General features: G+C 42.4%; 27 protein-coding genes. 13 read left to right on the top strand and 14 right to left on the bottom strand.

Annotated elements, in window-relative coordinates; translation table 11 throughout:
- Nucleotides 1-33 precede the first annotated feature (33 nt).
- Entirely contained in the window at nucleotides 34-4,050 is a 4,017-nt protein-coding gene (locus RM347_RS17280) for a beta strand repeat-containing protein (RefSeq protein WP_322717630.1), read from the bottom strand.
- A gap of 63 nt (nucleotides 4,051-4,113) precedes the next feature.
- On the bottom strand, nucleotides 4,114-5,217 hold the full coding sequence (locus tag RM347_RS17275; protein WP_322717629.1) for a TIGR03032 family protein: 1,104 nt from the start codon (nucleotides 5,215-5,217) through the stop codon (nucleotides 4,114-4,116).
- 545 nt (nucleotides 5,218-5,762) lie between these two features.
- Between RM347_RS17275 and cysC the strand changes: the two genes are divergently transcribed.
- A complete protein-coding gene (cysC, locus tag RM347_RS17270) occupies nucleotides 5,763-6,317 on the top strand; it encodes an adenylyl-sulfate kinase (protein ID WP_322717628.1) in 555 nt (184 codons plus the stop codon).
- A 31-nt stretch (nucleotides 6,318-6,348) separates the two neighbouring features.
- On the opposite strand, the gene RM347_RS17265 is transcribed toward cysC, so the two are convergent.
- Entirely contained in the window at nucleotides 6,349-8,358 is a 2,010-nt protein-coding gene (locus tag RM347_RS17265) for an ABC1 kinase family protein (protein WP_322717627.1), read from the bottom strand.
- Nucleotides 8,359-8,611: 253 nt separating this feature from the next.
- Between RM347_RS17265 and recN the strand changes: the two genes are divergently transcribed.
- On the top strand, nucleotides 8,612-10,360 hold the full coding sequence (gene recN / locus RM347_RS17260) for a DNA repair protein RecN (protein ID WP_322717677.1): 1,749 nt from the start codon (nucleotides 8,612-8,614) through the stop codon (nucleotides 10,358-10,360).
- Nucleotides 10,361-10,365: 5 nt separating this feature from the next.
- Here recN and RM347_RS17255 read toward each other — a convergent pair whose 3' ends face one another.
- The gene (locus RM347_RS17255) at nucleotides 10,366-11,040 is read right to left on the bottom strand and encodes a VOC family protein (protein WP_322717626.1); all 675 of its coding nucleotides are present in this window, start codon (nucleotides 11,038-11,040) and stop codon (nucleotides 10,366-10,368) included.
- An 848-nt stretch (nucleotides 11,041-11,888) separates the two neighbouring features.
- Between RM347_RS17255 and RM347_RS17250 the strand changes: the two genes are divergently transcribed.
- Complete coding sequence (locus tag RM347_RS17250) at nucleotides 11,889-12,326, top strand: hypothetical protein (protein WP_322717625.1); 438 nt, start codon at nucleotides 11,889-11,891, stop codon at nucleotides 12,324-12,326.
- A 209-nt stretch (nucleotides 12,327-12,535) separates the two neighbouring features.
- Here the strand turns inward: RM347_RS17250 and RM347_RS17245 are convergent, their stop codons facing one another.
- The 7 genes from RM347_RS17245 to RM347_RS17215 all read right to left on the bottom strand — a co-directional run bounded on the left by RM347_RS17245 (nucleotide 12,536) and on the right by RM347_RS17215 (nucleotide 17,088).
- Nucleotides 12,536-13,804, bottom strand: coding sequence for an MFS transporter (locus RM347_RS17245; RefSeq protein ID WP_322717624.1), 1,269 nt, complete (start codon nucleotides 13,802-13,804; stop codon nucleotides 12,536-12,538).
- On the bottom strand, nucleotides 13,770-14,243 hold the full coding sequence (locus tag RM347_RS17240) for a MarR family winged helix-turn-helix transcriptional regulator (protein ID WP_012410989.1): 474 nt from the start codon (nucleotides 14,241-14,243) through the stop codon (nucleotides 13,770-13,772). The genes RM347_RS17245 and RM347_RS17240 overlap by 35 nt, the downstream gene beginning before the upstream one ends.
- A 19-nt stretch (nucleotides 14,244-14,262) precedes the next feature.
- On the bottom strand, nucleotides 14,263-15,117 hold the full coding sequence (locus tag RM347_RS17235; RefSeq protein ID WP_322717623.1) for an ABC transporter permease: 855 nt from the start codon (nucleotides 15,115-15,117) through the stop codon (nucleotides 14,263-14,265).
- Entirely contained in the window at nucleotides 15,074-15,925 is an 852-nt protein-coding gene (locus tag RM347_RS17230) for an ABC transporter ATP-binding protein (RefSeq protein WP_322717622.1), read from the bottom strand. Before RM347_RS17230 ends, RM347_RS17235 begins: the two co-directional genes overlap by 44 nt.
- Before the next feature lie 245 nt (nucleotides 15,926-16,170).
- Nucleotides 16,171-16,659: a DUF3368 domain-containing protein gene (locus RM347_RS17225; protein ID WP_322717621.1), complete on the bottom strand. Its 489-nt coding sequence runs from the start codon at nucleotides 16,657-16,659 to the stop codon at nucleotides 16,171-16,173.
- Nucleotides 16,656-16,901: a UPF0175 family protein gene (locus RM347_RS17220; protein ID WP_196521128.1), complete on the bottom strand. Its 246-nt coding sequence runs from the start codon at nucleotides 16,899-16,901 to the stop codon at nucleotides 16,656-16,658. The genes RM347_RS17225 and RM347_RS17220 overlap by 4 nt, the downstream gene beginning before the upstream one ends.
- A gap of 58 nt (nucleotides 16,902-16,959) precedes the next feature.
- A complete protein-coding gene (locus RM347_RS17215) occupies nucleotides 16,960-17,088 on the bottom strand; it encodes a hypothetical protein (protein WP_322717620.1) in 129 nt (42 codons plus the stop codon).
- 152 nt (nucleotides 17,089-17,240) lie between these two features.
- Between RM347_RS17215 and RM347_RS17210 the strand changes: the two genes are divergently transcribed.
- From RM347_RS17210 to RM347_RS17180, 7 genes are all read left to right on the top strand, one after another.
- Nucleotides 17,241-17,639 carry a hypothetical protein gene (locus RM347_RS17210; RefSeq protein ID WP_322717619.1) on the top strand — a complete coding sequence of 133 codons (399 nt, stop codon included), beginning with the start codon at nucleotides 17,241-17,243 and terminating at the stop codon, nucleotides 17,637-17,639.
- Nucleotides 17,640-17,878: 239 nt separating this feature from the next.
- Entirely contained in the window at nucleotides 17,879-18,331 is a 453-nt protein-coding gene (locus tag RM347_RS17205) for a hypothetical protein (RefSeq protein WP_322717618.1), read from the top strand.
- Between the two features lie 103 nt (nucleotides 18,332-18,434).
- Nucleotides 18,435-18,683: a DUF4926 domain-containing protein gene (locus RM347_RS17200; RefSeq protein ID WP_322717617.1), complete on the top strand. Its 249-nt coding sequence runs from the start codon at nucleotides 18,435-18,437 to the stop codon at nucleotides 18,681-18,683.
- Between the two features lie 105 nt (nucleotides 18,684-18,788).
- A complete protein-coding gene (locus RM347_RS17195; protein ID WP_322717616.1) occupies nucleotides 18,789-19,043 on the top strand; it encodes a hypothetical protein in 255 nt (84 codons plus the stop codon).
- Nucleotides 19,040-19,387, top strand: coding sequence for a type II toxin-antitoxin system RelE/ParE family toxin (locus tag RM347_RS17190; protein ID WP_322717615.1), 348 nt, complete (start codon nucleotides 19,040-19,042; stop codon nucleotides 19,385-19,387). Before RM347_RS17195 ends, RM347_RS17190 begins: the two co-directional genes overlap by 4 nt.
- 196 nt (nucleotides 19,388-19,583) lie before the next feature.
- Nucleotides 19,584-19,844: an AbrB/MazE/SpoVT family DNA-binding domain-containing protein gene (locus tag RM347_RS17185; protein ID WP_322717614.1), complete on the top strand. Its 261-nt coding sequence runs from the start codon at nucleotides 19,584-19,586 to the stop codon at nucleotides 19,842-19,844.
- Entirely contained in the window at nucleotides 19,817-20,161 is a 345-nt protein-coding gene (locus RM347_RS17180; RefSeq protein WP_322717613.1) for a type II toxin-antitoxin system PemK/MazF family toxin, read from the top strand. The genes RM347_RS17185 and RM347_RS17180 overlap by 28 nt, the downstream gene beginning before the upstream one ends.
- Nucleotides 20,162-20,238: 77 nt before the next feature.
- Here the strand turns inward: RM347_RS17180 and RM347_RS17175 are convergent, their stop codons facing one another.
- On the bottom strand, nucleotides 20,239-20,928 hold the full coding sequence (locus RM347_RS17175; RefSeq protein WP_322717612.1) for an SAM-dependent methyltransferase: 690 nt from the start codon (nucleotides 20,926-20,928) through the stop codon (nucleotides 20,239-20,241).
- 45 nt (nucleotides 20,929-20,973) lie between these two features.
- Complete coding sequence (locus RM347_RS17170) at nucleotides 20,974-21,540, bottom strand: protein-tyrosine phosphatase family protein (RefSeq protein WP_322717611.1); 567 nt, start codon at nucleotides 21,538-21,540, stop codon at nucleotides 20,974-20,976.
- 568 nt (nucleotides 21,541-22,108) lie between these two features.
- On the opposite strand from RM347_RS17170, the gene RM347_RS17165 reads away from it, so the two are divergent.
- The 3 genes from RM347_RS17165 to RM347_RS17155 are packed head-to-tail and all read left to right on the top strand — an operon-like array spanning nucleotide 22,109 to nucleotide 23,202.
- Entirely contained in the window at nucleotides 22,109-22,318 is a 210-nt protein-coding gene (locus RM347_RS17165) for a DUF2997 domain-containing protein (protein WP_012406943.1), read from the top strand.
- Between the two features lie 39 nt (nucleotides 22,319-22,357).
- Nucleotides 22,358-22,744: a DUF1257 domain-containing protein gene (locus RM347_RS17160; protein WP_012406942.1), complete on the top strand. Its 387-nt coding sequence runs from the start codon at nucleotides 22,358-22,360 to the stop codon at nucleotides 22,742-22,744.
- Nucleotides 22,744-23,202 carry a ferredoxin gene (locus RM347_RS17155; protein WP_322717610.1) on the top strand — a complete coding sequence of 153 codons (459 nt, stop codon included), beginning with the start codon at nucleotides 22,744-22,746 and terminating at the stop codon, nucleotides 23,200-23,202. The genes RM347_RS17160 and RM347_RS17155 overlap by 1 nt, the downstream gene beginning before the upstream one ends.
- 176 nt (nucleotides 23,203-23,378) lie before the next feature.
- Here RM347_RS17155 and RM347_RS17150 read toward each other — a convergent pair whose 3' ends face one another.
- Nucleotides 23,379-23,663, bottom strand: a complete 285-nt coding sequence (locus RM347_RS17150) for a YiaA/YiaB family inner membrane protein (RefSeq protein WP_322717609.1) — start codon at nucleotides 23,661-23,663, stop codon at nucleotides 23,379-23,381.
- Nucleotides 23,664-23,854 lie beyond the last annotated feature (191 nt).

The raw sequence follows: 23,854 nt of genomic DNA, 5'->3' as shown, positions 1-23,854 counted from the left end.
TAATCTATCAATGCTTGCTATAGTTAGCTTTCGTTAGGCAATCACAGTAATATCTGCACTAGTAAGCAGTGCCTGATTCGATAACTGGGCTATCTGAACTTGTGCTGTACCACCAACCCCATCTTTATCAAAGAATAGGTTACCCGTACTTTGATTGTAGATAAAGCGATCGCTTGCTGTTGTCGCACTAGTCCCAAGTCGGAACAAGTTGGAATCGAGTGTAGTATTCTGAGATTGGCTAAGTCCAAATTCTGTCTTGGAAACGAAGATAGTATCATCTCCAACAGTAAAATCAGCAATAATATCATAGCCTCCAGTGCGGGTATCAGCCAGATTGAAGTTATCTCGCCCAAGTCCACCAGTCAGCACATCTCGACCAATTCCACCAGCTAGTAAATCATCACCTGCACCACCGAACAAGGTGTCATTGCCTGAGTTACCAAAGAGGTTATCATTGCCATCTTCTCCTGATAACGTGTTAGCGCCAGTATTTCCTATGAGAATGTTATTAAGGCTATTACCAGTACCATTGATTGCCCCGCTTCCAGTTAGGGTCAAGTTCTCCAGGTTACTTCCTAACACCCAACTCACTGAAGAATTGACTAAATCTGTGCCTGCATTTAAGCCTTCAATAATCGCATCGTTCAGGTTGTCTACAGTGTAAATGTCATTGCCGACTCCACCATCAAGACTGTCAGTCCCTACACCTCCATCCAAAGTGTCATCACCTACACCGCCCAACAAGGTGTCATTACCTGAGCTACCAAAGAGGCTATCGTTACCATCAATTCCATTCAATGTGTTAGCGCCAGCATTTCCTATGAGGATGTTATTAAGGCTGTTACCAGTACCATTGATTGCCCCGCTTCCAGTCAGGGTCAAGTTCTCCTGGTTATTTCCCAACACCCAACTCACCGAAGACTTGACTAAATCTGTGCCTGCATTTAAGCCTTCAATAATCGCATCGCCGATGTTGTCTACAGTATAAATGTCATTGCCTGCTCCACCATCAAGACTGTCAGATCCTGCACCTCCATCTAAGGTGTCATTACCTGCACCGCCCAACAAGGTGTCATTACCTGCCCCACCAATCAGGCTATCATTGCCATCAACTCCATTCAATGTGTTAGCGCCAGTATTTCCAATCAGGATGTTATTAAGGCTGTTACCAGTACCATTGATTGCCCCGCTTCCAGTCAGAGTCAGCTTCTCCAGGTTATTTGCCAACACCCAATTCACCGAAGAATTGACTAAATCTGTGCCTGCATTTAAGCCTTCAGTAATAGTATCGCCGATGTTGTCTACAGTATAAATGTCATTACCTGCTCCACCATCAAGACTGTCAGCTCCTGCACCTCCATCTAAGGTGTCATTACCTGCACCGCCCAACAAGATGTCATTGCCTGAGCTACCAAATAGGCTATCATTACCACCTTCTCCGCTCAAGATGTTAGCGCCAGTATTTCCTATGAGGATGTTATTAAGGCTGTTACCAGTACCATTGATTGCTTCTGTTCCAGTCAGGGTTAAGTTCTCCAGGTTATTTCCCAACACCCAACTCACCGAAGACTTGACTAAATCTGTGCCTGCACTGGCGGATTCAATAATAGTGTCGCCGATGTTGTCCACAGTATAAGTGTCATTGCCTTTACCACCAATGAGACTGTCAGTTCCTGTACCACCATCTAAGAAATCATTTCCATCGCCGCCATCAAGAGTGTCGTTATCACCTAGTCCGTTGAGCGTGTCATTGCCCAGCAATCCTGAGATGATATCCATGTTCACCGTACCAGTCAGGTTGTCTGCACCGGAAGTGCCATTATTCGCATTTGTGACTTCATTAATGGTCAAGTTGACAGTAGCAGTGCTACTGCCTCCGCGACCATCAATTATCGTATAAGTGAAGCTGTCGGAGCCATAATAGTTTCCGACAGGGGTATAAGTGTAAGTACCGTTGTTGTTGTTAACTAAGCTTCCTTGACTAGGTTGGGTGAAGCTATTAATGCTCAATACGTCACTGACATCTACATCTGTATCATTGCTTAACAGAGTAGTAGCGCTAATGATAATGGGTGTATTTTTGTTTGTGGTGATACTGTCGTTAACAGCGACGGGAGTATCATTCACCGCTGTGATATTAATATTGCGGGTAACGGCGGTACTATTAGCGGTCCCATCATTGACGACAAAGCTGACGGTACGAGGTGTAGTGGTGGGGCTGTCGCTGCTGTTGGTATAAGTAATGGAACGCAGTGCGGTTTGATAATTAGCAAGGGTAGAACTGCCAGTTAAGGTTAAAATGCCTGTGCTGCTGTTGTAGCTGCCCGTAATCCCATTTTGGTTGGTGAAGGCGAGGGTATCTTGAGCAGAAACAAAACCACTGCTAATGCTGACGGTGGCACTGGAGAGGTTAGCGGAATCTAAATCGCTGACAGTGATGCCTGAGTCAATTGCTATAGTGGCGTTCTCGGTGTATGCCAGGGCAGAGTTGGTAGCAGTACCAACGGGGGCATTATTTACCGCTGTAATATTAATATTGCGGGTAACAGCGGTACTATTAGCAGTCCCATCATTAACTAGAAAGCTGACGGTACGAGGTGTGGTAGTGGGGTTATCACTGCTGTTGGTATAAGTAATGGAACGCAGTGCGGTTTGATAATTAGCAAGGGTGGAACTGCCAGTTAAGGTTAAAACGCCTGTGCTGCTGTTGTAGCTGCCCGTAATCCCATTTTGGTTGGTAAAGGCGAGGGTATCTTGAGCAGAGACAAAACCACTGCTAATGCTGATAGTGGCACTGGAGAGGTTAGGGGAGTCCACATCGCTGACGGTGATACCTGAGTCAATGGCCGTAGTGGCGTTCTCGATGTATGCCAAGGCAGAGGCAGAACCAGAGGTAATGGTCGGGGGAACCCCACTGTTTTTGTATAGTCGGGCATATATCCCATCGCCAGACCCGTCTTGATTAATGCTTTGCCAGGAAATGACAAAGTTATTATCTTTAGCAATAGCTATTGTGGGGTTAGATTGATAGTTGGTGGTAAAGGTATTGACTTGGAATTCGTCCCCTTGAGCTACCCCGGCACTGTTGTAGCGTCGGGCATATATCGCATCATAAGATGCGTCCTGACCATAGCTACTCCAGGAAATGACAAAGTCCCCATCTGTATCTATTGCTACTACGGGGTTCTTTTGATCGTTGCTGTTGTAAGTATTGACTTTAAATTCGTTCCCTTGAGCTACCCCAGAACTATTGTAGCGTTGGGCATATATCCCATAGCCAGAACCGTCTTGATTAAGGCTTTGCCAGGAAATAACAAAGTCCCCATCTGAATCCATCGCTAGTGTGGGGTTCGATTGTGATTTGCTGATAGTGGTATTGACTTTAAATTCGTTCCCTTGAGCTACCCCAGCACTGTTGTAGCGTTGGGCATATATCCCATAGTAAGACCCGTCCTGATAATAGCTTTGCCAGGAAATGACAAAGTCCCCAGCGGCATCCATCGCTACTTTGGGGTTACTTTGATTGTCGGCGGTATAAGTATTGACTTTGAATTCATTTCCTTGAGCTACCCCGGCACTGTTGTAGCGTTGGGCATATATCCCTGTGCCAGACCCGTCTTGGCTTTGCCAGGAAATGACAAAGTCCCCAGTGGCATCTATCGCTATTGTAGGGTTGATTTGATCGCCGCTGGTGGAGGTATTAACTTTAAATTCGCTCCCTTGAGCCACCCCAGCACTGTTGTAGCGTTGGGCATATATCCCATTGCCAGACCCGTCCTGACCATCGCTAACCCAGGAAATGACAAAGTCTCCGTCTACATCCATCACTACTGTGGGGTTACTTTGGTCGTTGGTGATGGAGGTATTAACTTTAAATTCGCTCCCTTGAGCCACCCCAGCACTGTTGTAGCGCTGGGCATATATCCCATAGCCAGACCCGTCCTGACCAAAGCTTTGCCAGGAGATAATAAAATTCCCATCTGCATCAATTGCTACCGTGGAGTTATTTTGATTACTATTGGTCTCAGTATTAACCTGGAATTCAGCCATGAAAAACCTCTAAAAAACTAAAAATTTGATTTCAACAATTACGGTCTGATTAGGGCAGACTCCTTAGTCATTAGGAATCACCGCACTTGGTCGGAGCCAGTAGTTCAACTCTGGTGCAGTAAATGCTTGGCGGATTTCTTTTCGTTCCTGATTCAAAACCATCGGACGCTGCACACCAGCAAGAAACTGCACATCATAAAGTTCTTGACAGCCTGTGGTGAACTTCAACATCCCTACGTGCTGCCCATTTCGCAAATCTACGACTGCTATGCCACAGAGCAACTGCTCAAATCGTTGGGTAATGGGCAACCCTCCGAAAATATGCCGTTCCCGAATTTGGCAAAGTCCGACTAGGGCGTAATACCCCACGCAGCACAACCCCCGCAGAAATCCAGGGAGTACACAGACTACTTGTTTGTCTCCTGATTCCGGATGAATGCGCCATACTTCCCCAGCACCAGAGTTGAGTAACCACAAAAACCCGTCATGCCAGATTGGAGAATGGGGCATTGATAATCCATCTAAAATAATTTCATTGCTCTCTACTTCCACCACGACCCCACCGTTGGCTTTACCTGGTCGCCATCCCCCGACGGTATCCGTCGCACCGAGAGCAGTCACATACTTGGGGTTGCCATCCACCATCGCTAACCCATTCAGGTGGCAGCGGTCTTCTGGCACTACTTGAGAAATAAACTTGGGATGCCAGCGCGGTACAAAGCTAAAGTCTGGACTCAAGGCAGAAAGACAGGAAAAGCGAGTGTTGACAATCCACAGCCCTTCCCTGCCAAATTCCAGGTCGTGAATGTTGAGGTCGCCTGTGAAGTATGCCATCCGTGGTAGGTAGAGGGCATCGTAGCGTCCGGGCTGGTCTTCTAAATACTCATAAGCTAATGCTTTTGCATTGGCTAATAAATAGACTTCGTGATGGCTAGCCAGTGCCAGTCGTGAACCATGAACTGCCAATCCCATTGGTTTGGAAAATTGGCGTAACAGCATGGTAATTTGTTGTCCATTCCAGCCCACAACTGCCAGTTTTCCAGCTTGGTAGGTGGTGATGGCAACTGAGCCTCCGGCTTGACTTAGCCAGGAGATAAATCCCTGGTCGGCATCACACTGAATTAAGTTATTCTCTTCCGGGGCAGTAGTGGTAGAGGTGGCTAACATAAATAAGTTGAATTAAATTTCAAATTTTGTTGGTCAAATTTGGACTGAGTTGAGTATAAAATTAGTGGCTCTAGCCCTTAAAATTGAGCGATAAATCGCTCACGACGAACCTTGTTTTCTTTACAATGTCCTAGTTGTGAGTCTTATTTGCCAGACCCTGTGTTGTTATAATAAAGACTTTTTATATAAAACAAATCTGTATATATACTGAATACAAAATTTGGTCAAAACTTCAATAAGTTGAAACCTGGATCAGAAGATTATGTAGGCGCAAAGACCGTTGTTAGGCTTGAGAAAACTCGTAAGTATAGCCCATCTGGGACATTGCCAGCTACTGTATTAAATATTGAGCCAAGATACGTGTAAGTGCGATTTTTTTGCTCGAAATAATTAGAGGTAAAAGTAGCAAGGCTGACACGAGTTGCCAAGCAACGCCTGAAATTCCTGCTAAAAAAGGGTTAGAAAAATCAAATTTCTATTTGACCTAAAATTCCCCAAAAAAGCTTTTTTTGTTGTGCCATTTGAAGTGTACGGCGGAGGTTAAGATGAGACAACAAGAGTGTGGTGTGACAGTATGGTTTACTGGTCTAAGTGGTGCAGGTAAAACTACTATCTGTCAATTCGTGGAGAAGGAACTGCGGATACAGGGATACACAGTTGAAGTTCTGGATGGCGATGCGGTACGTCAAAACCTATGTAAAGGGTTAGGTTTCAGTAAACAGGATCGAGAAGAAAATATTCGCCGCATTGGCTTTGTGGCTCACCTTCTTGCTAGAAATAATGTAATTGTATTGGTTTCAGCTATTTCACCGTACCGTGAAATTCGGGAAGAAGTGCGCCAAAATATCCAAGATTTCATTGAAGTTTACGTTAATGCATCATTAGAAGTTTGTGAACAGCGAGACGTAAAAGGTTTATATAAAAAAGTAAGATCCGGGGAGATTAAGCACTTCACTGGGATTGATGATCCTTATGAAATACCACTCCGTCCGGAAGTCGAATGCAAAACTAACCTAGAAAGTATTGCCCAAAGTGCAACTAAGGTCTTAGAAAAGTTGGAAAAGTTGGGTTATATAGGTGCTAGAATGAACGATCTATGAGTTAATGAAACTTTTTAACTCATAACTTTTACTAAGATGCCAATAATTGCCGAATTAACCTGGCTACAGCCTTTTGCGTGAAGCGGTTGGCAATTTGTTGACCCAATCGCTGTGCATCGGAATTTACCAATAACTGGGCAATTCGGGGCACAAGTTGTGCTGGGTCAAAGCCTCGTGTTTCTCGAAGAATACCTAATATACGTTTGATATGCTCCAAGGTTTGTTGTTGTTCAACTGTTGCCGCCGGAGTTTCATTAACTGCTGTCAACCCTACGCGTTCCCGCAGTAGGTAAGTGAAGTTATGCAAAACATTTTTACCTAAAGCATCGAGTCCGTTAACAGATTCATCTACCAGCTTGTCACGAATGAAAGCACCGCGTTCAGATGCCAAAAATTCTATACCCTGATTCAGCACTAAGTTGAAATCGTAGTCTTGACTGTTACGCGCATTACGTAACAAGTTTTCTAAGCGATTCCAGCGAAATCTCCCATCTTTAAATAGTAAATCTTGCAATGATGCTCTTAATTGGGGTGCTGGGTCTGTTAACAGACGTTTGGAAACGTAGGGATAAGCTTCGCTAAGAACTTTAAAGTTGGGATCTATATATATTGCAATACCTTCGAGCGTCACGAGGGAGCGAATAATTAAGGCATAGTATGGCGGTACACGGAAAGGATATTCATACATCAAAGCCGATAGTTCATCGGTGATACTTTTAATGTTAAGTTCGGCAACACTGGCTCCTTGGGCATCAGCAAAGACTCTGGCAAAAGCTGGGATAATTGGTGTTAAATCAGTTTCTGGTGATAAAAAATCTAACTTAACGTAGTCTTTTGCTAAACCTTCAAAGTCGCGGTTAACGACGTGGACGATCGCTTCAATCAAACCATAACGCTGAGGTGGCTTAATCTCGCTCATCATCCCAAAGTCGAGATAAGCTAATTTGCCATCTGGTGTTGCTAACAAATTACCAGGGTGGGGATCGGCGTGGAAAAATCCATGTTCTAGCAACTGGCGTAGGGAACACTGCACACCCACTTCAATTAGGTAACGAGCATTTATACCTTGGGCGCTAATTTCTTCTGTCTGGGTTAATTTGGTGCCGTTAATCCACTCCATCGTCAAGACGCGACGATTGGTGTATTCCCAGTAAATTTTCGGTACGTATACGTCTTGAATATGACCATATAACTCGAAAAATCGTTCGGCATTTTCACCCTCGTGGATGTAGTCCATCTCTTCAAAGATGCGATCGCCTAATTCATCGAGAATCCCAACTAAGTCACTTCTTACCCGTTTGACTTTTTTCTGCACCCAAGCGGCAAGGTTACGCAAGATATACAAGTCAATGGTGATCCCCTCTCTTAAGTCGGGGCGTTGAACTTTAACAGCGACTTCTTCACCAGTTTTTAGCTTACCTTTATAAACTTGTCCCAATGAAGCCGCAGCAATTGGCTGGGCCGAGAGTTCGGCGTAAACCTCTTCTGGAGGTGCACCTAGTTCTTCTTTGATAAACTGGTAAGCAATTTCGTTGGGAAAAGGCGGTAATTGGTCTTGTAGCCTAGTTAATTCTTCTAGGTATACGGGAGGAACCAGATCCGGTCTGGTAGACAAAGCTTGTCCAATTTTGATGTAAGCAGGTCCTAATTGGGTCAGCAATACTCGTAGCTGAGTGGCTCGACGGCGATCATTTTTGACGACAATTCCCCGTTTACTATCCGACCACAACCCGAAAGCAAAGGATAGAGTCGGCCCCAACACGGCGAAAATCCGCCGCAGAACTTGCAGGGGTCTGTTTTGGTAATGCGCCGCTATACCTACGGGATCGTAAAGCGTCTCAGGTTGGGCTGTTGTCCTCAACTGTTGGGCTGCTAAGAGTCTTGGCGATGTCTGCGACGGGCTATGCCTACGCACAACTAAACTTGGTGTACCACTTTCTGGTACTACATCAATAACGTCCAGTTCGCCTCGGCGATTTGTGCCGTTGCGACTGTCCTCCTGAATCGGTCGGGAACTAGGGGGAAGTGTCTTAACAATCATGAAGAAGGCCACCAGTCAGAACGATCACATTAAGTATTGTAACAATATGTTGAAGGATTGGGCATAGGCCATTAGGCATTAGAATTAAAATAATTCTTTTCGACTACCCAGTCGCCAGTACCCAGTGGTTTGTTACACTTAAACGGGCATACTAGTTCAATAGTAGTAGGTATTGCTAGTTGCTGAAAGATGAGACTTATTGTCTTGTAAGTTAGAAATATCCGGCATCTGCCCTCATGGAGAATTTGGCTTGATGTTGCTTTGCCTGCGAATTGAAAACTTTGCTCTAATTGACCAACTGGAATTGGAATTTGGCGCGGGACTAAATGTGTTAACAGGTGAAACCGGCGCTGGAAAATCGATTATCTTGGATGCCATTGATGCCGCTTTGGGCGGTAAAGTCTCTAGTAGAGTCATTCGCACGGGGACAAGTCGGGCATTGGTAGAAGCTACTTTCACCTCAAACGCCCCCCTAGCTGCTTGGTTGACCGAACAAGAAATAGATTTGCTTGATGAAAACTCCGTAGTTATTAGCCGAGAAATCACAGCCACTGCTAGTAATATTCGCAGTCGATCGCGGGTGAATGGCGTGTTGGTAAATCGGCAGATCATGGCAGGAATGCGCGATCGCTTAGTGGAAATCACGGCCCAAGGTCAAACCGTGCAAGTTGGACAATCTGCCCAAGTCCGCGACTGGTTGGATTTATATGGCGGTGACTCTCTAATGCAGCAGCGCCATAAAGTTGCTACGAGCTTCAGTGCTTACCAACAGGCGCATTTAGCACTAGAAAAACGCCGGACTTCAGAACGGGAACGATTGCAACAACTCGACTTGCTCACCTATCAAGTGCAAGAATTAGGAGCAGCCAACCTCAACGAACCTAATGAATTGGAACAGTTGGGACAAGAACGGGAACGCCTAAATCATGTCGTCGATTTGCAACAAATGAGTTACAAGGTTTATCAGGCTTTGTATCAAAACGATAATGAAACTCCCGCCGCAGCAGATTTATTGGGAGACAGTGAGACGACATTAAATGACATGGTGGAATACGATACCCAACTGCAATCCCTGTTGGAATTGGTGCGGGACGCGCAAGCTGCGGTAATGGAAGTGGGAAGGCAGATTAATGCCTATGGGGATGGATTGGAAGCCGATCCGCAGCGGTTGGAAGAGGTAGAAGAACGGATTCAGGAATTAAAGCAAATTTGTCGTAAGTATGGGCCGACACTTACAGAAGCGATCGCTTATTACCAACGTATTCAAGGGGAATTATCCCAACTTAACGACAGCGAACAATCTATCGAAAAGTTAGAACAGCAAGAAAAGGCGTGTTTTGAAAAACTTACCCAAGCAAGTTATCAGTTAACTCAACTACGAAGTAAGGCGGCTGCTAATTTAGAATCACGTTTGATCGCTGAACTCAAGCCCCTAGCGATGGAAAAGGTGAAATTTCTGGTTGAAATATTACCAGCTTTCCCAACTGCTATGGGAGCAGATAAAATTACTTTTACATTTAGTTCCAACCCTGGAGAACCACTGCAACCTTTAACGGAAGTTGCCTCTGGCGGGGAAATGAGCCGCTTTTTACTGGCGCTGAAAGCTTGTTTTTCTCAGGTTGACGTGGCTGGGACAATGGTTTTTGATGAAATTGATGTTGGGGTTTCGGGAAGAGTCGCCCAAGCGATCGCTGAAAAATTACACCAGCTAAGTCAACGTAACCAAGTATTATGTGTTACCCACCAGCCATTAGTTGCAGCAATGGCTGATCGTCATTTCCGTGTAGATAAGCAAACTATCAATCAAGGTAAAGGTAAAAAAGCCAACAATGACAACGCTGAACAACGTACTGTTGTCAGAGTTACTACCTTGGATAATTTAACCACTCGTCGCGAAGAATTAGCGCAATTAGCTGGTGGTAAATCTGCTAGTGACGCGATCGCTTTTGCAGAATCTCTGTTACTGCAAGCTGCTAACCACCGTCTCGGAGGGCATACTTGACAAGTTTAGGCTGCCAATTCGGAAAGGCGTAAACCAGCGATATTCTCACAGGAAAAAGTCTCTTTACCCATCCATTGGCGGCAGATTAGCTCTATAATTTGGCCTGCCCAGTTGCGGAAAAACCATTGGCATAAGGAACCATCATCTTGAGGAGTCATAGACAGAGGAAGAAAGCCCTTCTTCTGCCACATCTCTGCTGCTGCATAGATATCATCAACAAGAATGGCAACGTGATGGACAGTATTAAAACCTTGCTCTTGGAATAAGTTAGCGATCTGTTCATGTGGCGCGTTAGGCGCAAGCAGTACCAAAATCATGCCTGACGGCATTAAGGCTGAAAGAAAGTACATGCTAGCATCTTCGGGCAATAGGTTTTGCTCCGGACAAAAATTATCAGGCCATTTTCCTGGCCCTTCCGTGATTTTGGCATCATAGTTGACCAGAGTCTTAGCGTAGTCTGTGAGAGTTTCTGAATCAGGAAACAACAGTACATAGTGATCTACGACGACTCGTTCACCAAATAGATGTATGCAAAAGGATGAGTTTAAGAATTCTGGAGTCTTGCACTCTTCTTTATACAAGAGCAATCCGTCACTTTCCACAAAAGGCGACTCTTTATTCATCGAAGTCTCGCTTAAGTTAAAACCTTTTGCAGCGTCTGCTGGAAGGTTATTGCTCATAATGCTCACCTATAAAAACGATCTACTATTCAACACTGAGGCTCAGAAACAGGGCTTATATCTACCATCATAACTAAGATTGCTTTGAGCCAATCTTAAGCACCTGCCATGCAATTGTGGTAACTAATATTACCAATTTTCTCCAAAATTGCCCAAAATAATTTAAAAAATATCTCTTCTTTCTCTTCTCTACAAAAGGCTGCGCCAATGGGATGCTACACGTAGCTTGCTTCTGTGTATGATTATGGAGTTCGTTGAATAAACATTAAGTACATTGCATCTTCATAGGAACTTCGTATAAAAGGATTCTAGCGAATTGTATCCTCTAACTAAAATGAATGTAATGAATGCTTGGTACGACTTTTAGAAAAATTTTTGAGCTACTGTCAGTAGTTCTTTAACATCCGCCGAAGGTAAGAAACAGATTTGTTACTCTCTTCCTCCAGGTACTTTTTGAGGTATACGAATAATCAGTTCCTTGAACTTTTCAAAGACAGCAATGCTGTCTTTTTACTCATGATGCCCATTTGTCAAGTCCTATTTATACAAATTTAAATGAGTTTACCCTGCAAATTACAGTACAAAAAGCATCTAAAGATTTGACACAAGCATCTAAAAATTTTTCATTGTAAAAATCAATTAATTTTTATATATTTTCTTCAGGCAACTAGGGTTAATTACAGGTCTGTTTTAGTTAGTAAATTTTATGGAAACACTCTGTAATTCAGTCTGAAAAACTCAAGATTAGCAATTAAAAAAACAAAAAAGTTATGAAGGAAGCTTAATTGCACCTTCTTGACATTTCTTGACTACGCAAAATTTATGTCCTAATAGGAGGATTAACTCTAATGGCAATTGATGCAAATTCTTTTCCTAGTAACGCTTTTGATAGTCTTTATCCTGGCAACCTCAGCGATCCGTTCGCACCTGGAGGCGCGTTTGGCATACCAACAGATGGAAGCTTCGACTTTGCCAAGTATGGCATACCAACTGAAGGCAGCTTCGACCCTTCTAAGTATGGTATCCCAACCGAAGGCAGCTTTAATTTGGGTAGCTATGGTATTCCAACGGCTGGCAGCTTCGACCCTTCTAAGTATGGTATCCCAACCGAAGGCAGCTTTAATTTGGGTAGCTATGGTATTCCAACGGCTGGCAGCTTCGACCCTTCTAAGTATGGTATCCCAACTGAAGGCAGCTTTGATCCTTCTAAGTATGGTATTCCAACTGGAGGCGATATACCAAGTTTTGGTGGTAGTGGTAGTGGCAGTGGTAGCCCAATTGCTTAATGGCAATTGTATAACTTTAAGGGTGAATTGAACTTAGACATAATCCTAAAACTCTGGGTTTGTCTATCTTTTAATTACGCGATGTGCAACTTTCACTCTTTCAAAAATCTTACCCCAGCAAGAGATAACAATCACAATCTTGTAGCTTTTGCATAGGGGGGGATTTTTGTTATTTATAGAAGACTTAGTAGTAGCTATGACTTGATCATTTATTTATACTCCTGCAAAGCTCCTAACTTACCAATTCCCGGCCAAATTATGGCTGTAGCAATCACCACGAAAATTGTGCCAATCCCACCACCCACAACGGAAATCACCGGGCCAAATAAAGCCGCAGTCAAGCCTGACTCAAAGCCACCCAATTCATTCGAGGCACTAATAAACACGCTATTAATAGCAGCAACCCGACCACGTAAATGATCTGGTGTTCTGATTTGAACTAATGTATGTCGAATCACAACGCTAATACTATCTAGTGCACCACCAAGGATCAGCATCAACATAGACAGCCAAAAGGAACGAGAAAGTCCAAAGATAATTGTTACAACCCCAAAGCCAACCACTGACCATAATAAGGCTGGGCCTGCTTTACGTAACGGTGGTAAATACGCCAGGGTAATCGCCATAGTCAAAGCACCAATGGAATGTGCTGCTTGTAGATATCCCAACTCCACCGGTCCGACATGTAAAATATCTTTGGCAAAGATGGGTAGCAACGCGATCGCACCACCCAACAATACTGCAAACATATCTAATGTGATCGCTGCTAAAATCAACTGATTCTGCCAAACAAATTTAGCACCGGCTGCAAGTGCTTTAAATGAAATTGGCTCAGTTGCGCGAATGACTTTTTGTTGTTTGATCGCCAGTGTTAAAATAAAACACAGTAAAGCTGCGATCGCTGCTAATACATAAACTCCTGTAGCACTTCCTAACAGTGCAATCCCGAATCCCCCCAAGGCTGGGCCAATAACAGCAGCCAATTGAAAGCTACTACTATTCCAGGTAGCCGCATTGGTAAAAGCGGTGACAGGTATTAATTGCCACATCAGAGCATCACTGGCAGGTTTGAGGAATGCCCTAGCGACACCTGTTAATACTAAGCAGGCGTAAATTAGAAAAATTGCCCCTTGAGTATAGGAAAGTACCCCTAAAGCTAGGGAACAGAGGGCTAGCAACATTACCGAGAGTAACATGGTCACTTTGCGATCACGGCGATCGGCAACATCTCCGGCAATTAAGGTGAGAATAATCATCGGTAGGACTTGCGCCAGTCCTACACCACCTAAAGCGATCGCTGAGTTAGTCCGTTCATAGAGTTCCCAGCCAATCGCTACAGTTTGCATTTGCGACCCCACGAACAGCACCAGCCGTCCAATGGTAAATAGCCGATAGTCTCGAAACTTAAAGGCTGCAAAGGGATCGTGTTGTGCAACCTCAAATTTATGGGGCTTTGAGTTCTGTTTTCTCGAAGACATTTTTTAGTAGAGTTAAGCCTTCTTCAATGTTGGAAATTTGGTCTTCTGAAAGACCTTTCAGCAAGTCGGTAATATGAGCGCGAGTTTGATCTTGGGATTGCTTGAGATGGTGTTTTCCATCTTCAGTTAAATTAAGCAGCACCCGGCGCCGCTCTTGAGGATGAGCAATCCGTTTCACGAAGTCCCGTTGTACCAAGCGTTCTATGGTTGCTGATGCCGTGGCAGAGGTGACACCTAAATGCTCTGCTAAGTCAGATAATGAAGCACCAGGATTGCGGTTGATAAATGCTAGCGATCGCAACTGAGGTATAGATAAAAAAGCGGCACTATGGGCACGCATATCCGCTCGGATAAACCGCATCACTAATGGAACTGTCTCCATTACTCTAGCGGCACATTCTTCGGAAGTTGCACCTTGATTAGGTTTATCCAAGGTCATGGGCTTGTTGTTCTCCTAGTTACATGGCCACCCGTGGATAAAGTTTTCCACCAAGGATGGCCAAAATTATTAATGTGAATAAGAGAATTGTACAATCCAGACCAAAGCCATAGATGCTAGTGCCGTTTAACAGCATGGTGCTACGTAACCCGTCAACCAGATAAGTCAACGGATTTAAATGGGAAATGAACTTTAACCAACTGGGCATCAACGAGATCGGATAGATGGCATTGCTAGCAAAAAATAACGGCATGGTTAACAATTGTCCAATACCCGTCATCCTTTCTCGGCTTTTCACTAAACAGCCAATAATTAATGAAAAAATACAAAATGTTCCCGCCCCCATTATGACTAGCAGCAGTACTTGGAGAATAGCTAGGGGATGAGGATTTGGTTTGACACCTAATAAAAATGACAATCCGTAAATGAATATTACCTGAGATAAGCACCGTACCCCACATGCTAGACCTTTGCCCAACACCATCGCTACACGGGGTGTAGGACTAGCTAGAAATTTATGTACAATCCCTAAATCTCGCTCCCAGATTAGGGTCATTCCACCACTGAAGATTGCCACAAACAAAATACTCTGAGCCAAGATGCCAGCAGAAATGAAGTCTAAATAGGGTAAGTTGCCTGTTGGAATCGCACGAGTCCGGGCGAAAACTTGTCCAAAGATTAGCAGCCATAATGCTGGTTGTACAGCTCGAACTATTAAATCAGTGGGATCGTGGCGGAGTTTACGTATTTCTAATTCTGCGATCGCCAGGGTTTTTGTAACTAGCTCTTTAATTGCAGAGATCAAATTTACTCGGACAGTGGGTGGTGATTTAACCCAACCGTTGAGCAGTACGTCTGGTTCTTGCTGTGTCACGGTAGTTCACTCCTGATGTTAATTGGTCGCCTGTATAGTGAATAAAGACATCATCCAAAGTTGCATTTGGGTTATCTAAAGAAGCTTTTAAGTCACTCGGTGAACCTGTGGTAACAACTTCACCTTGCTGCATAATCGCCACTCGGTTACATAAGCTGTCCGCTTCTTCTAAAAAGTGGGTTGTTAAAAATATAGTTGTGCCATAATCAGCAGAGAATTGTAGTACAAGCTGCCATACTTGAGTTCGAGCGATGGGATCTAATCCGACAGTCGGCTCATCAAGAAACAGAATTTGGGGTTGATGTAGAACTGATATGCCGATTTCCAGCTTGCGGATCATCCCACCAGAGTAGTTTCGTACCAAGCGTTTCGCTGCATCTTGCAAACCCATGTATTCTAAAATTTCATAGATGCGGCGATCGCGTCCTTTGGCAGGTATTCCATATAGCTTGGCGAAGATTAAGAGATTTTCGTAACCAGTGAGACTACCATCAGCAGAGAGCGCCTGGGGTACATAGCCGATAGCCCGTCTCACAGGATTAGATTGACGAGCCACGTCATAGCCAGCTAAGGTTGCTTTCCCTGCACTGATAGGCAGTAAGGTTGTCAACATCTTAATAACCGTACTTTTCCCTGCACCATTGGGACCAAGCAGTCCAAAAACTTCGCCCTGTTCTACAGATATGCTCAGGTTATTAACTGCGGTTAACTTCCCAAAACGGCGTGTGAGTCCCTGAGTTTCCAGAATCAACGGTTTTGGTTCGCTAGCAGGTTGCGATCGATTTATTTTTCCCGTCAGTATTGTCACAAGTTTGATGCACTTCTATTAATTAGTAAATCTAACTATTAGCTTCTCAATAGATTTGCTAGAAGTCAATAGACTTCTGGCGGAAATTTGAATCAGAGTAAAAGAAAACTCAGTAGGGTGGCGACAAGGTTATTGACGGGCAAAGTATCACTGACAAATTAACCGCAAACACTTGCTAAGAGAACTAATAGGTGAAAAATTTTTAGAGTGCCTACTGCTGCTCAGTTATAAAGTCTATGCTGCATTTAATTTTCATCAACAAGCTGCAAAACCCTCTTATATAAAGGTTCTGCCACCCAGAATCCTGCTTGGTTAATCAGAGCATCTAACAAAGGTTTCACAGCAGAAATCAGCCTTTGGCTTTTAGCTTCAACCAAGATCCCTAAAATCCCTGTGTAACCAAGATTTAGCCTAGCTGCAACCGTGCGGCCACGACGTTCATCAATCAAAACCTGCTCTGCTTTCATTTCCAACGCTAGAGCGATCGCTTCAGCTTCACCAATATCCAGTTCATTGCTGAGTGCTTCAACCAATGTTCGATCTTGAATTGGACGAGTTTGAATCCAGATAGAAGTTTGGACTTCAATTGCACCTGCAACTGGAAAGTTAGGATCAGTCAGTTCTCGGTAGACAGCTTCAGGAATTAGGACTGTTCCATAAAGCTGTTGTAGTAAATGAAGATGGTTAATGGCGGCGAGGTTATTAATGGGTGAAGTATCACTGACAATGATCACAGTCTACCCATCGCCCGCAAGTTCTTTATATCTTGTTCAAAATCCTCGACCCCATAATGCACTGAAATTTGACGACTTGCGAGTAGATGCTGAAATGCTATACGATTCATACCTGCAAACCGACTGGCTTGAGCTAGGGTTAACTTTTCTTTTTGAAAGAGCATCACTGCAATTTCCTGCTTCATTTCGCCTTCAGTCATCCGAGTTGCGGTTAATATTTCGTTAGGAATGACGACGCTCATAATTACAATCCTCTCTATCACTACTATTCTAAGCAGCTTGGGCATCGCCAAGTGATAATCAAGTAAATTTGCAGTCAGTATTTAAATTATTAGCAAGATAAGTAAAGTACCTTAGCGGCTGCCGTCCTAGTCCGTCAAAACTCATGACTCCGACGCGGATAGGTTGGTTTATTGGTTGTGTATTCATAGTGATTCTACTGTGGCTGATGGCTGTAAAGGTTAACTATGCTTTATTTTTCTAGGTGATGAGGATGAAGGATAGTTTTTTTACCGGGAAATTCCAAGAAGCGCGATATGTAATAACTTAAACCTTTAATATAGCAGTATTAATAATTAAGTATGACAATTTACACACCTGGAGTAATGCCAATCAGCTTCCCGATGAGCTATGCTTTTAGCTTACTCGCAAGACTTTATCCGAAGTATCGTCCACATAAGGTTTTAAAGATAGCTGAAGGTATGGATAAAGCGCCTGAAGCTATTGCATATCTTTTGGGATTTATATTATTTGCAGTGCAAATTTCACCCATTATAATTTTTATAAATGTTCTCCTTTTCCCAGCAATTATGCGTGGAATGCATATTAGGAGTAAATCTATTGATTATGTCGTGAATTTAGGTGTGATATTCAACTCTATTGGGACATTTGGAATAATTTCGATAGGACTTACTGTGTTCGGATGGTACTCAGTAGGATGGCAAGGCTTAGTAGCATTTTTGTGTGCAAGGTTCTTTTGAGGATTTATCAATAGTATTCTTGAGGCACAAGAAAAGAATCGAATCAGAGTCTTAGCAAAAGTCAACTATAACGAGTTTGATAGATGTTTTATAGACGCATATCGATTTTGTGCGAATAAGATTGGTGTAACTATCGATTTATCAGTTTCTGAGCAGGAGTTAGCAAGTAATAGTTGGCAGATTATCTACAGCGATTATTCTCATAAAAATCCTATTTTGTTTAAAATGAAAAATTTTTCATGAATAATTTTATTTTAGTAATGGAGATATTTATGACTATTATTTCAGGGGTATTTGTATTCATTTTAGGACAATTAGTACTCAAGTTTATTATCGAGCCTATTCAAGAATTTAGAAAAACTGTAGCCGATATCGCTTTTGCTTTAATCGAATATGCAAATATTTATTCAAATCCAGGATATGCTGGCAATGAACTTGAAAATAAAGCCTCACAAGAGTTAAGGAAACTCTCATCACGTCTGAATGCTCAAATCTATTTGATACCAGGTTACAGAACTATTTCAAAACTATTTAAATTACCTTCAAAAAATAATATGGTAGAAGCTACCAGTGAACTAATTTGTCTTTCAAATGGTGTTTTCAAGTCGCCAATTGATTTGGTAAATACTAATTTAGAGAGAGCTAAAAAAATTCGCATTACACTTGGAATTTATGACCCAAAAAGTGATTAAGTAAAAAGTGTAACGATTCGCCGTGCTTGGATTATCGAAAATAGTTCTAATACCCCAAGATTAACAACCTGCTATCCTCTGTAATATCTGGAAGTTATACAAGATGACTAAAAGTCCAATCAAGTTGCTGGATGTATTAGCACTGACAGTTGATCTGCCTGAATACAACCTGTACCGTGGTCAAGTTGGTACTGTAGTAGAATTATTAGCTGGCGGTGCTGCATTTGAGGTTGAATTTAGCGATCGCTCTGGCCGCACTTATGAATCTGTCGGTTTACGCCCAGAGCAAATTATGGTGTTACATTTTGAGCCAGCATCCACTGATTCAGTACGATCAATGGTGACAGCATAAGTAGTTCTGCTAAGAGCGATGCCTACGGCTGGCTACGCCTACGCAGCTTTATCAGATATTCTGAAATAAAATCATATCTATAAACCTTCCGCAAAATATCCGATTATGGCGATCGTTGTTTCCCTAAGCCCAGAATTAGAAGCACGACTGCGCGAGAAAGCTGCACAGCAAGGACAAGACGTTAGTTTCGTTGCAACACAATTGCTAGAGGCTGTCCTAGAGTGGGAGGTGCAAGACTCAGAAGCAGCTATTAAGGGTATTCAGCAAGGATTAGAAGACTTTGAAGCAGGTAGATTCCGTTCATTTGATGATTTTGCTGACGAGCAACGTCGCAAGTATAATCTGCCAGCCGATTTATGAAATACCGCATTGAAATCTCTAGTGTAGCTGAAGCAGAAGCAGACAGCGCATTTTTGCAGTTATCTCAAGTTACTTCTCCAGAAAGGGCAAGTCTGTGGTGTGCAGGATTACTACAAGTCATTGAGTCTTTATCGCAAATGCCAAGCCGATGTTCTCTAGCTAGAGAAAATGATTATTTTAGCCAAGAAATTCGCCAGATACTTTACGGTCGAGGACGTAACTCATACCGAATAATTTTCACAATTTTGGCAGGGCAAGAAATATCGACAGTGCGTGTTCTTCATATCCGTCACGCTGCACAGCAGACCCTTGGTGAAGCACTGGATGACTCTGAGACGACCTAAAGACTAGTAACTACAAGGGGCTAGGCTGGAGCATATTAAACATATACCAGCAAAGCGATCGCATCTGGTAATTTTTAAGAGCGATGCCTACGGCTGGCTACGCCTACGCATTAAAAATTATTGAAAAATTGAGCGCTTGTTGACAAAACTCTCATTGGTAGCCACAATGTAATTACAATCAAGAATAAGTATCCTCATGGGGACAGCAATTAGAACCCGTATCGTTAAAATCGGGAATTCTCAAGGTATCCGCATTCCTAAACTTCTGCTAGAACAAAGTGGTATTGGTGAAGAGGTAGAAATTGAAATTCAAGATTGTCAACTAATTGTCCGTGCTGCCTCTCAATCGCGTCAGGGGTGGGATGAAGCATTTGCAAGAATGGCGAAGCAACATGACGATGCACTGCTCGATGATGGCGTAACTACAAAGTGGGAGCATCTAGAGTGGGAGTGGTAGTCAATCGATTTGATGTGTTTTTGGTTAACCTCGACCCAACGATTGGCAGTGAGATTCAGAAGACAAGACCTTGTGTAGTAATTTCACCAGATGAGATGAATAAATATATTGCCACGGTTATTGTTGCTCCAATGACAACTAAAGGACAATCTTATCCGACTCGTGTTGCTTGTCAGTTTCAGGGTAAGGATGGGCAAATAGTTCTAGATCAAATTCGTACAGTTGATAAAACTCGATTAGTCAAAAAGCTAGGTCAGATTGACTCTGATGAACAAAAAGCAGTTTTAGATACCTTAACTGAAATGTTTGCAGAATAATATGCCTAATAATCTTATACACCTGATGGTTATGAAATTCCAGCCTAATGGTTATACTAATTCTCTATGAATACGAATTATATAAAATCTTTCGTTATCTTCAACATTTTATTTCCACCAGGCTGTAGTTCGTATTCAACCATTTCAATATCTACCTTATAACCAATTGAAGTGTAATATTTGACAATTTCATCTAAATGTTGTGAATGTTTCCACATTAAAGTTATCAGGGGAAATATTCTGACTTCTTTAGCAACACGCAACATCTCACCTACTGAATTTAAGTGAAAATCGTAATCGAGATGATCTGAATATAAAAATAATAAATGTGAACAAAGGGCTATATCAAATTCTTGATTATTAAATGCCAATTTTGGCAATTCACCGACTGTGTATCTGTTGCTCTTTTTGCCAGTTTCATAATCAGACAGAAATTCTTGAATAACTTTCACTCGATTGTGTCGCAAATCATCTGGAGATTTATGATAGCTCCATACCCAATCATTTGATGTAGCCTTGACTTGGTTAATAATGTTATCTACCACTTCATTAAATCTTTGCAATATTTCATTATCGGAGAATTGGTACAGTGGATCAACAGAAACTACACTTTTACCCTGACGTGTCATTTCTGCATTGAAGCTTGCTGGGCCATCCCCAATCCCAATGATTTTTTTATTTAAATCTGTATTTGTTAAATTGAATATTTTTATATATTCATCCATTGACCTCCCAAAAGGAACTACTCTATCTAGAACCATTGCCATAGAATTTACCTCGCAAAGGACTGATTAAACAAGATAATAGTAAACTCAAAATGTTTTATCCACTGCTAGACGGCAATCATTCAGAAGCACGTTAAGTTCTTTTACAACTGTCAAGGGATTTCTACCTCTAAATACAGCAGCGATACCTTCGGTAAGCTTCGCTAACGCAGCTTCATAGGGATTTCTACCTGTTCTTTTGACAGCATTTATTGCAGCTTGATTTGATAATCCTCGGACACTAACTAGCCATGCCGCTAATATATGTCCAGTACGTCCAATTCCACCAGAACAGTGTACAACAACTTTCTCATTTTGTTTATCAGCTTCTATTAAGAAAGGAAGTATTTTCTGTGTGAGGGTTTCTAAATCAGATAAATGGAAATCTGCAATTGGTGCCCAACAAACTAGTTGATTCCCAAATTCCTGTTTGTATGTGTTTAGAAGATCGGAGTAAAAAGCTAGCTGTTGTTCATCAAGAAGACAGCAAACACGCTTGATATTTTGGCGCTTCATGAATTCTATCCAATCCTGAACATTATTGTCAGTGTATCCAGGCCGCGCAGCACCAAAGACTACTTGCTCTTTCTCCCAAGCTGGGGCAAAATTGTACATATTTAACTGTCTTTAACTGTCTAGAGTTGAGGTTGGTAAATCTCACCAATGGCAGAAAATAGCGATCGCAGTCTCAAAATCTCTTTACACTCAATGCAAGCTAAAGTTATTAATCAAAGACCTAATGCTATGCCTACGTAGGTATACCTCACTATCTTGCTGTAGGCTGACACTGCGCTGCATCAAACCTTCCTGAAAAATCTTAAGACAATAAACTAGATCGTACGGTAATAATAAAGTTTTTCAAGAAATTTTATATTTTTGTGAATTGTCTTGCTGGCTATAGTACCTCTAATGCTTATCTTTAGGACTTTTGCAGCTTACTTAGCTAACTCCAGTAGTTACCTTGACTAATCAATGAGGTTAAGAGAAACTAACTAAATACTGATGTGTGTGCTTATAATCTTAATAAGTTTTGTAAAGATTCTGAGATATATGTGTTGAAAAATGGAACATTAGTTAACAAATGGCAAGTTTGTATCTAAGTAAAAATGTTCCTACGGCTATATTTGTAGCCTTCTGCTAAGGCAGTACAATTTAAGCGTACTTATCCTGGTTGGCCAAAAGAATGGAGACATTAGAGTTCATAATTTATCCAGACGGTCGGGTACAAGAGAAAGTCACTGGCATTGTGGGTGCTTCTTGCGCTGAGGTTACAGCAGCAATAGAGGCGCAGCTGGGGCAAGTACTTAATCATGAGCCAACCTCAGAATATTTCGCTGCTAAGGTGCAGCAATCTAATGTGGCGAATACACATACCACTTACAGCGATTGGTAAGTTTTCACAGTAGTTTAGTGTAATTAATTCACAACCACCATGTCACACTTTAGCCAAATTAAGACTCAAATCCGTAACCTTGATTCTTTGAAAGATGCTTTGACTGAATTGGGCGTAGACTGGAAACCCGGCCCACGAGAAGTCCGTGGCTATCGCGGTCAAACCCATCCTGCGGAAGTTAGTATTGAGCAGGAAAATGGCTATGACATCGGTTTTAGATGGAATGGCAAAGAATATGAATTGGTGGCTGACTTGCAATATTGGCAACAAGACCTGTCTGTGGACGGATTTTTGCGCCAGGTAACACAGCGCTATGCTTATCAAACAGTTGTCAAAGAAACCGCTCGTGTTGGCTTTCAAGTTTCTGAACAACAAAAAAATGAAGATGGTTCAATTCGCCTGGTAGTACAGCGCTGGAGTGCGTAATGGCTGATTTTCTGCCGTCGCCGGAAGAAGAAGACAAACGTTCCGGTTTGGAACCAGAATTAGGGGGTTTTTTACGGGATGCCCCAGGACGTTCTGGTTTAGAACCGGAATTGGGTGGTGTGCTGCGCCAAAATGGTGTTTATGTTGACGAAATCACCTGTATTGGTTGTAAGCATTGCGCTCATGTTGCGCGTAACACCTTTTATATTGAACCAGATTATGGGCGATCGCGCGTGGTTCGGCAAGATGGGGATGCTGAGGAAATTATCCAAGAAGCAATTGATACTTGTCCGGTTGATTGCATTCACTGGGTTGATTACACTGAACTGAAAAAGTTAGAAGATGAGCGCAAATATCAGGTAATTCCTGTAGTGGGTTATCCAGTAGAACAGGCAGTTGCTGCTAGCGAACGTCGGCGTAAAAAGCAAAAGTTAAAGACCAAAAAATCCCGTTATTAAGATAAAAACTTTAAATTAATACAGTAAAGGACTGGATATACCAGTCCTTTTGTTTTTCGTAATATAGTTAATTTTTGATGTCTAGATTACATCAAGTAGGAAAAGGTAGTATTGTTTGATATTTCTGAAACAGCTTTTTGGTAATGCCTTTTAATCCAAAATTGGTATGACTGCCTTTATTTTAAATTGAGAGGATCGTGTTGTGAAAGCAATTTTTCGACTTTTGCCTCATCTAACCTAGCGGTTAATCTTCTAGTTTCGTGCAAGTCTCTAGTAGTTTTCGCCAAAGTAAAAGTTGAGCCAACAGAAAAAGCTAAACCCATACCCATAAAGCCTTTCACCCAGCTATCAACAGGTAAGTTTACAATTCCGAAGGTGGTCATAGAAATAGAAAATATAAAAGCTGCCCAAGTTTGAATAATCCAAGCTGCACTGTCTTTTTGAGAACCAATTGTTTGCATATTCCCTACCTTTGCTCTGGGTGATTTGTACCAATTCGTAATACTCGCCTCCAGCGATAAGCAAGCTACGTAATTAAGAAGGCGTTAGATTTCATCTGGATTTCCAGACTTGTATCTATAGTTTGATTTTGGAGAATTGGTATTAACAGTGATTGTATTGAGCGGTAGTTTTACTGGTATTAATAGTAAGA

This window comes from Nostoc sp. ChiQUE02, from assembly GCF_034531305.2.
In the GTDB taxonomy this organism is placed as follows: domain Bacteria; phylum Cyanobacteriota; class Cyanobacteriia; order Cyanobacteriales; family Nostocaceae; genus Nostoc.
Note: the sequence above shows the minus strand (reverse complement) of the source record. Positions and strands in the feature narration are given on the sequence as shown.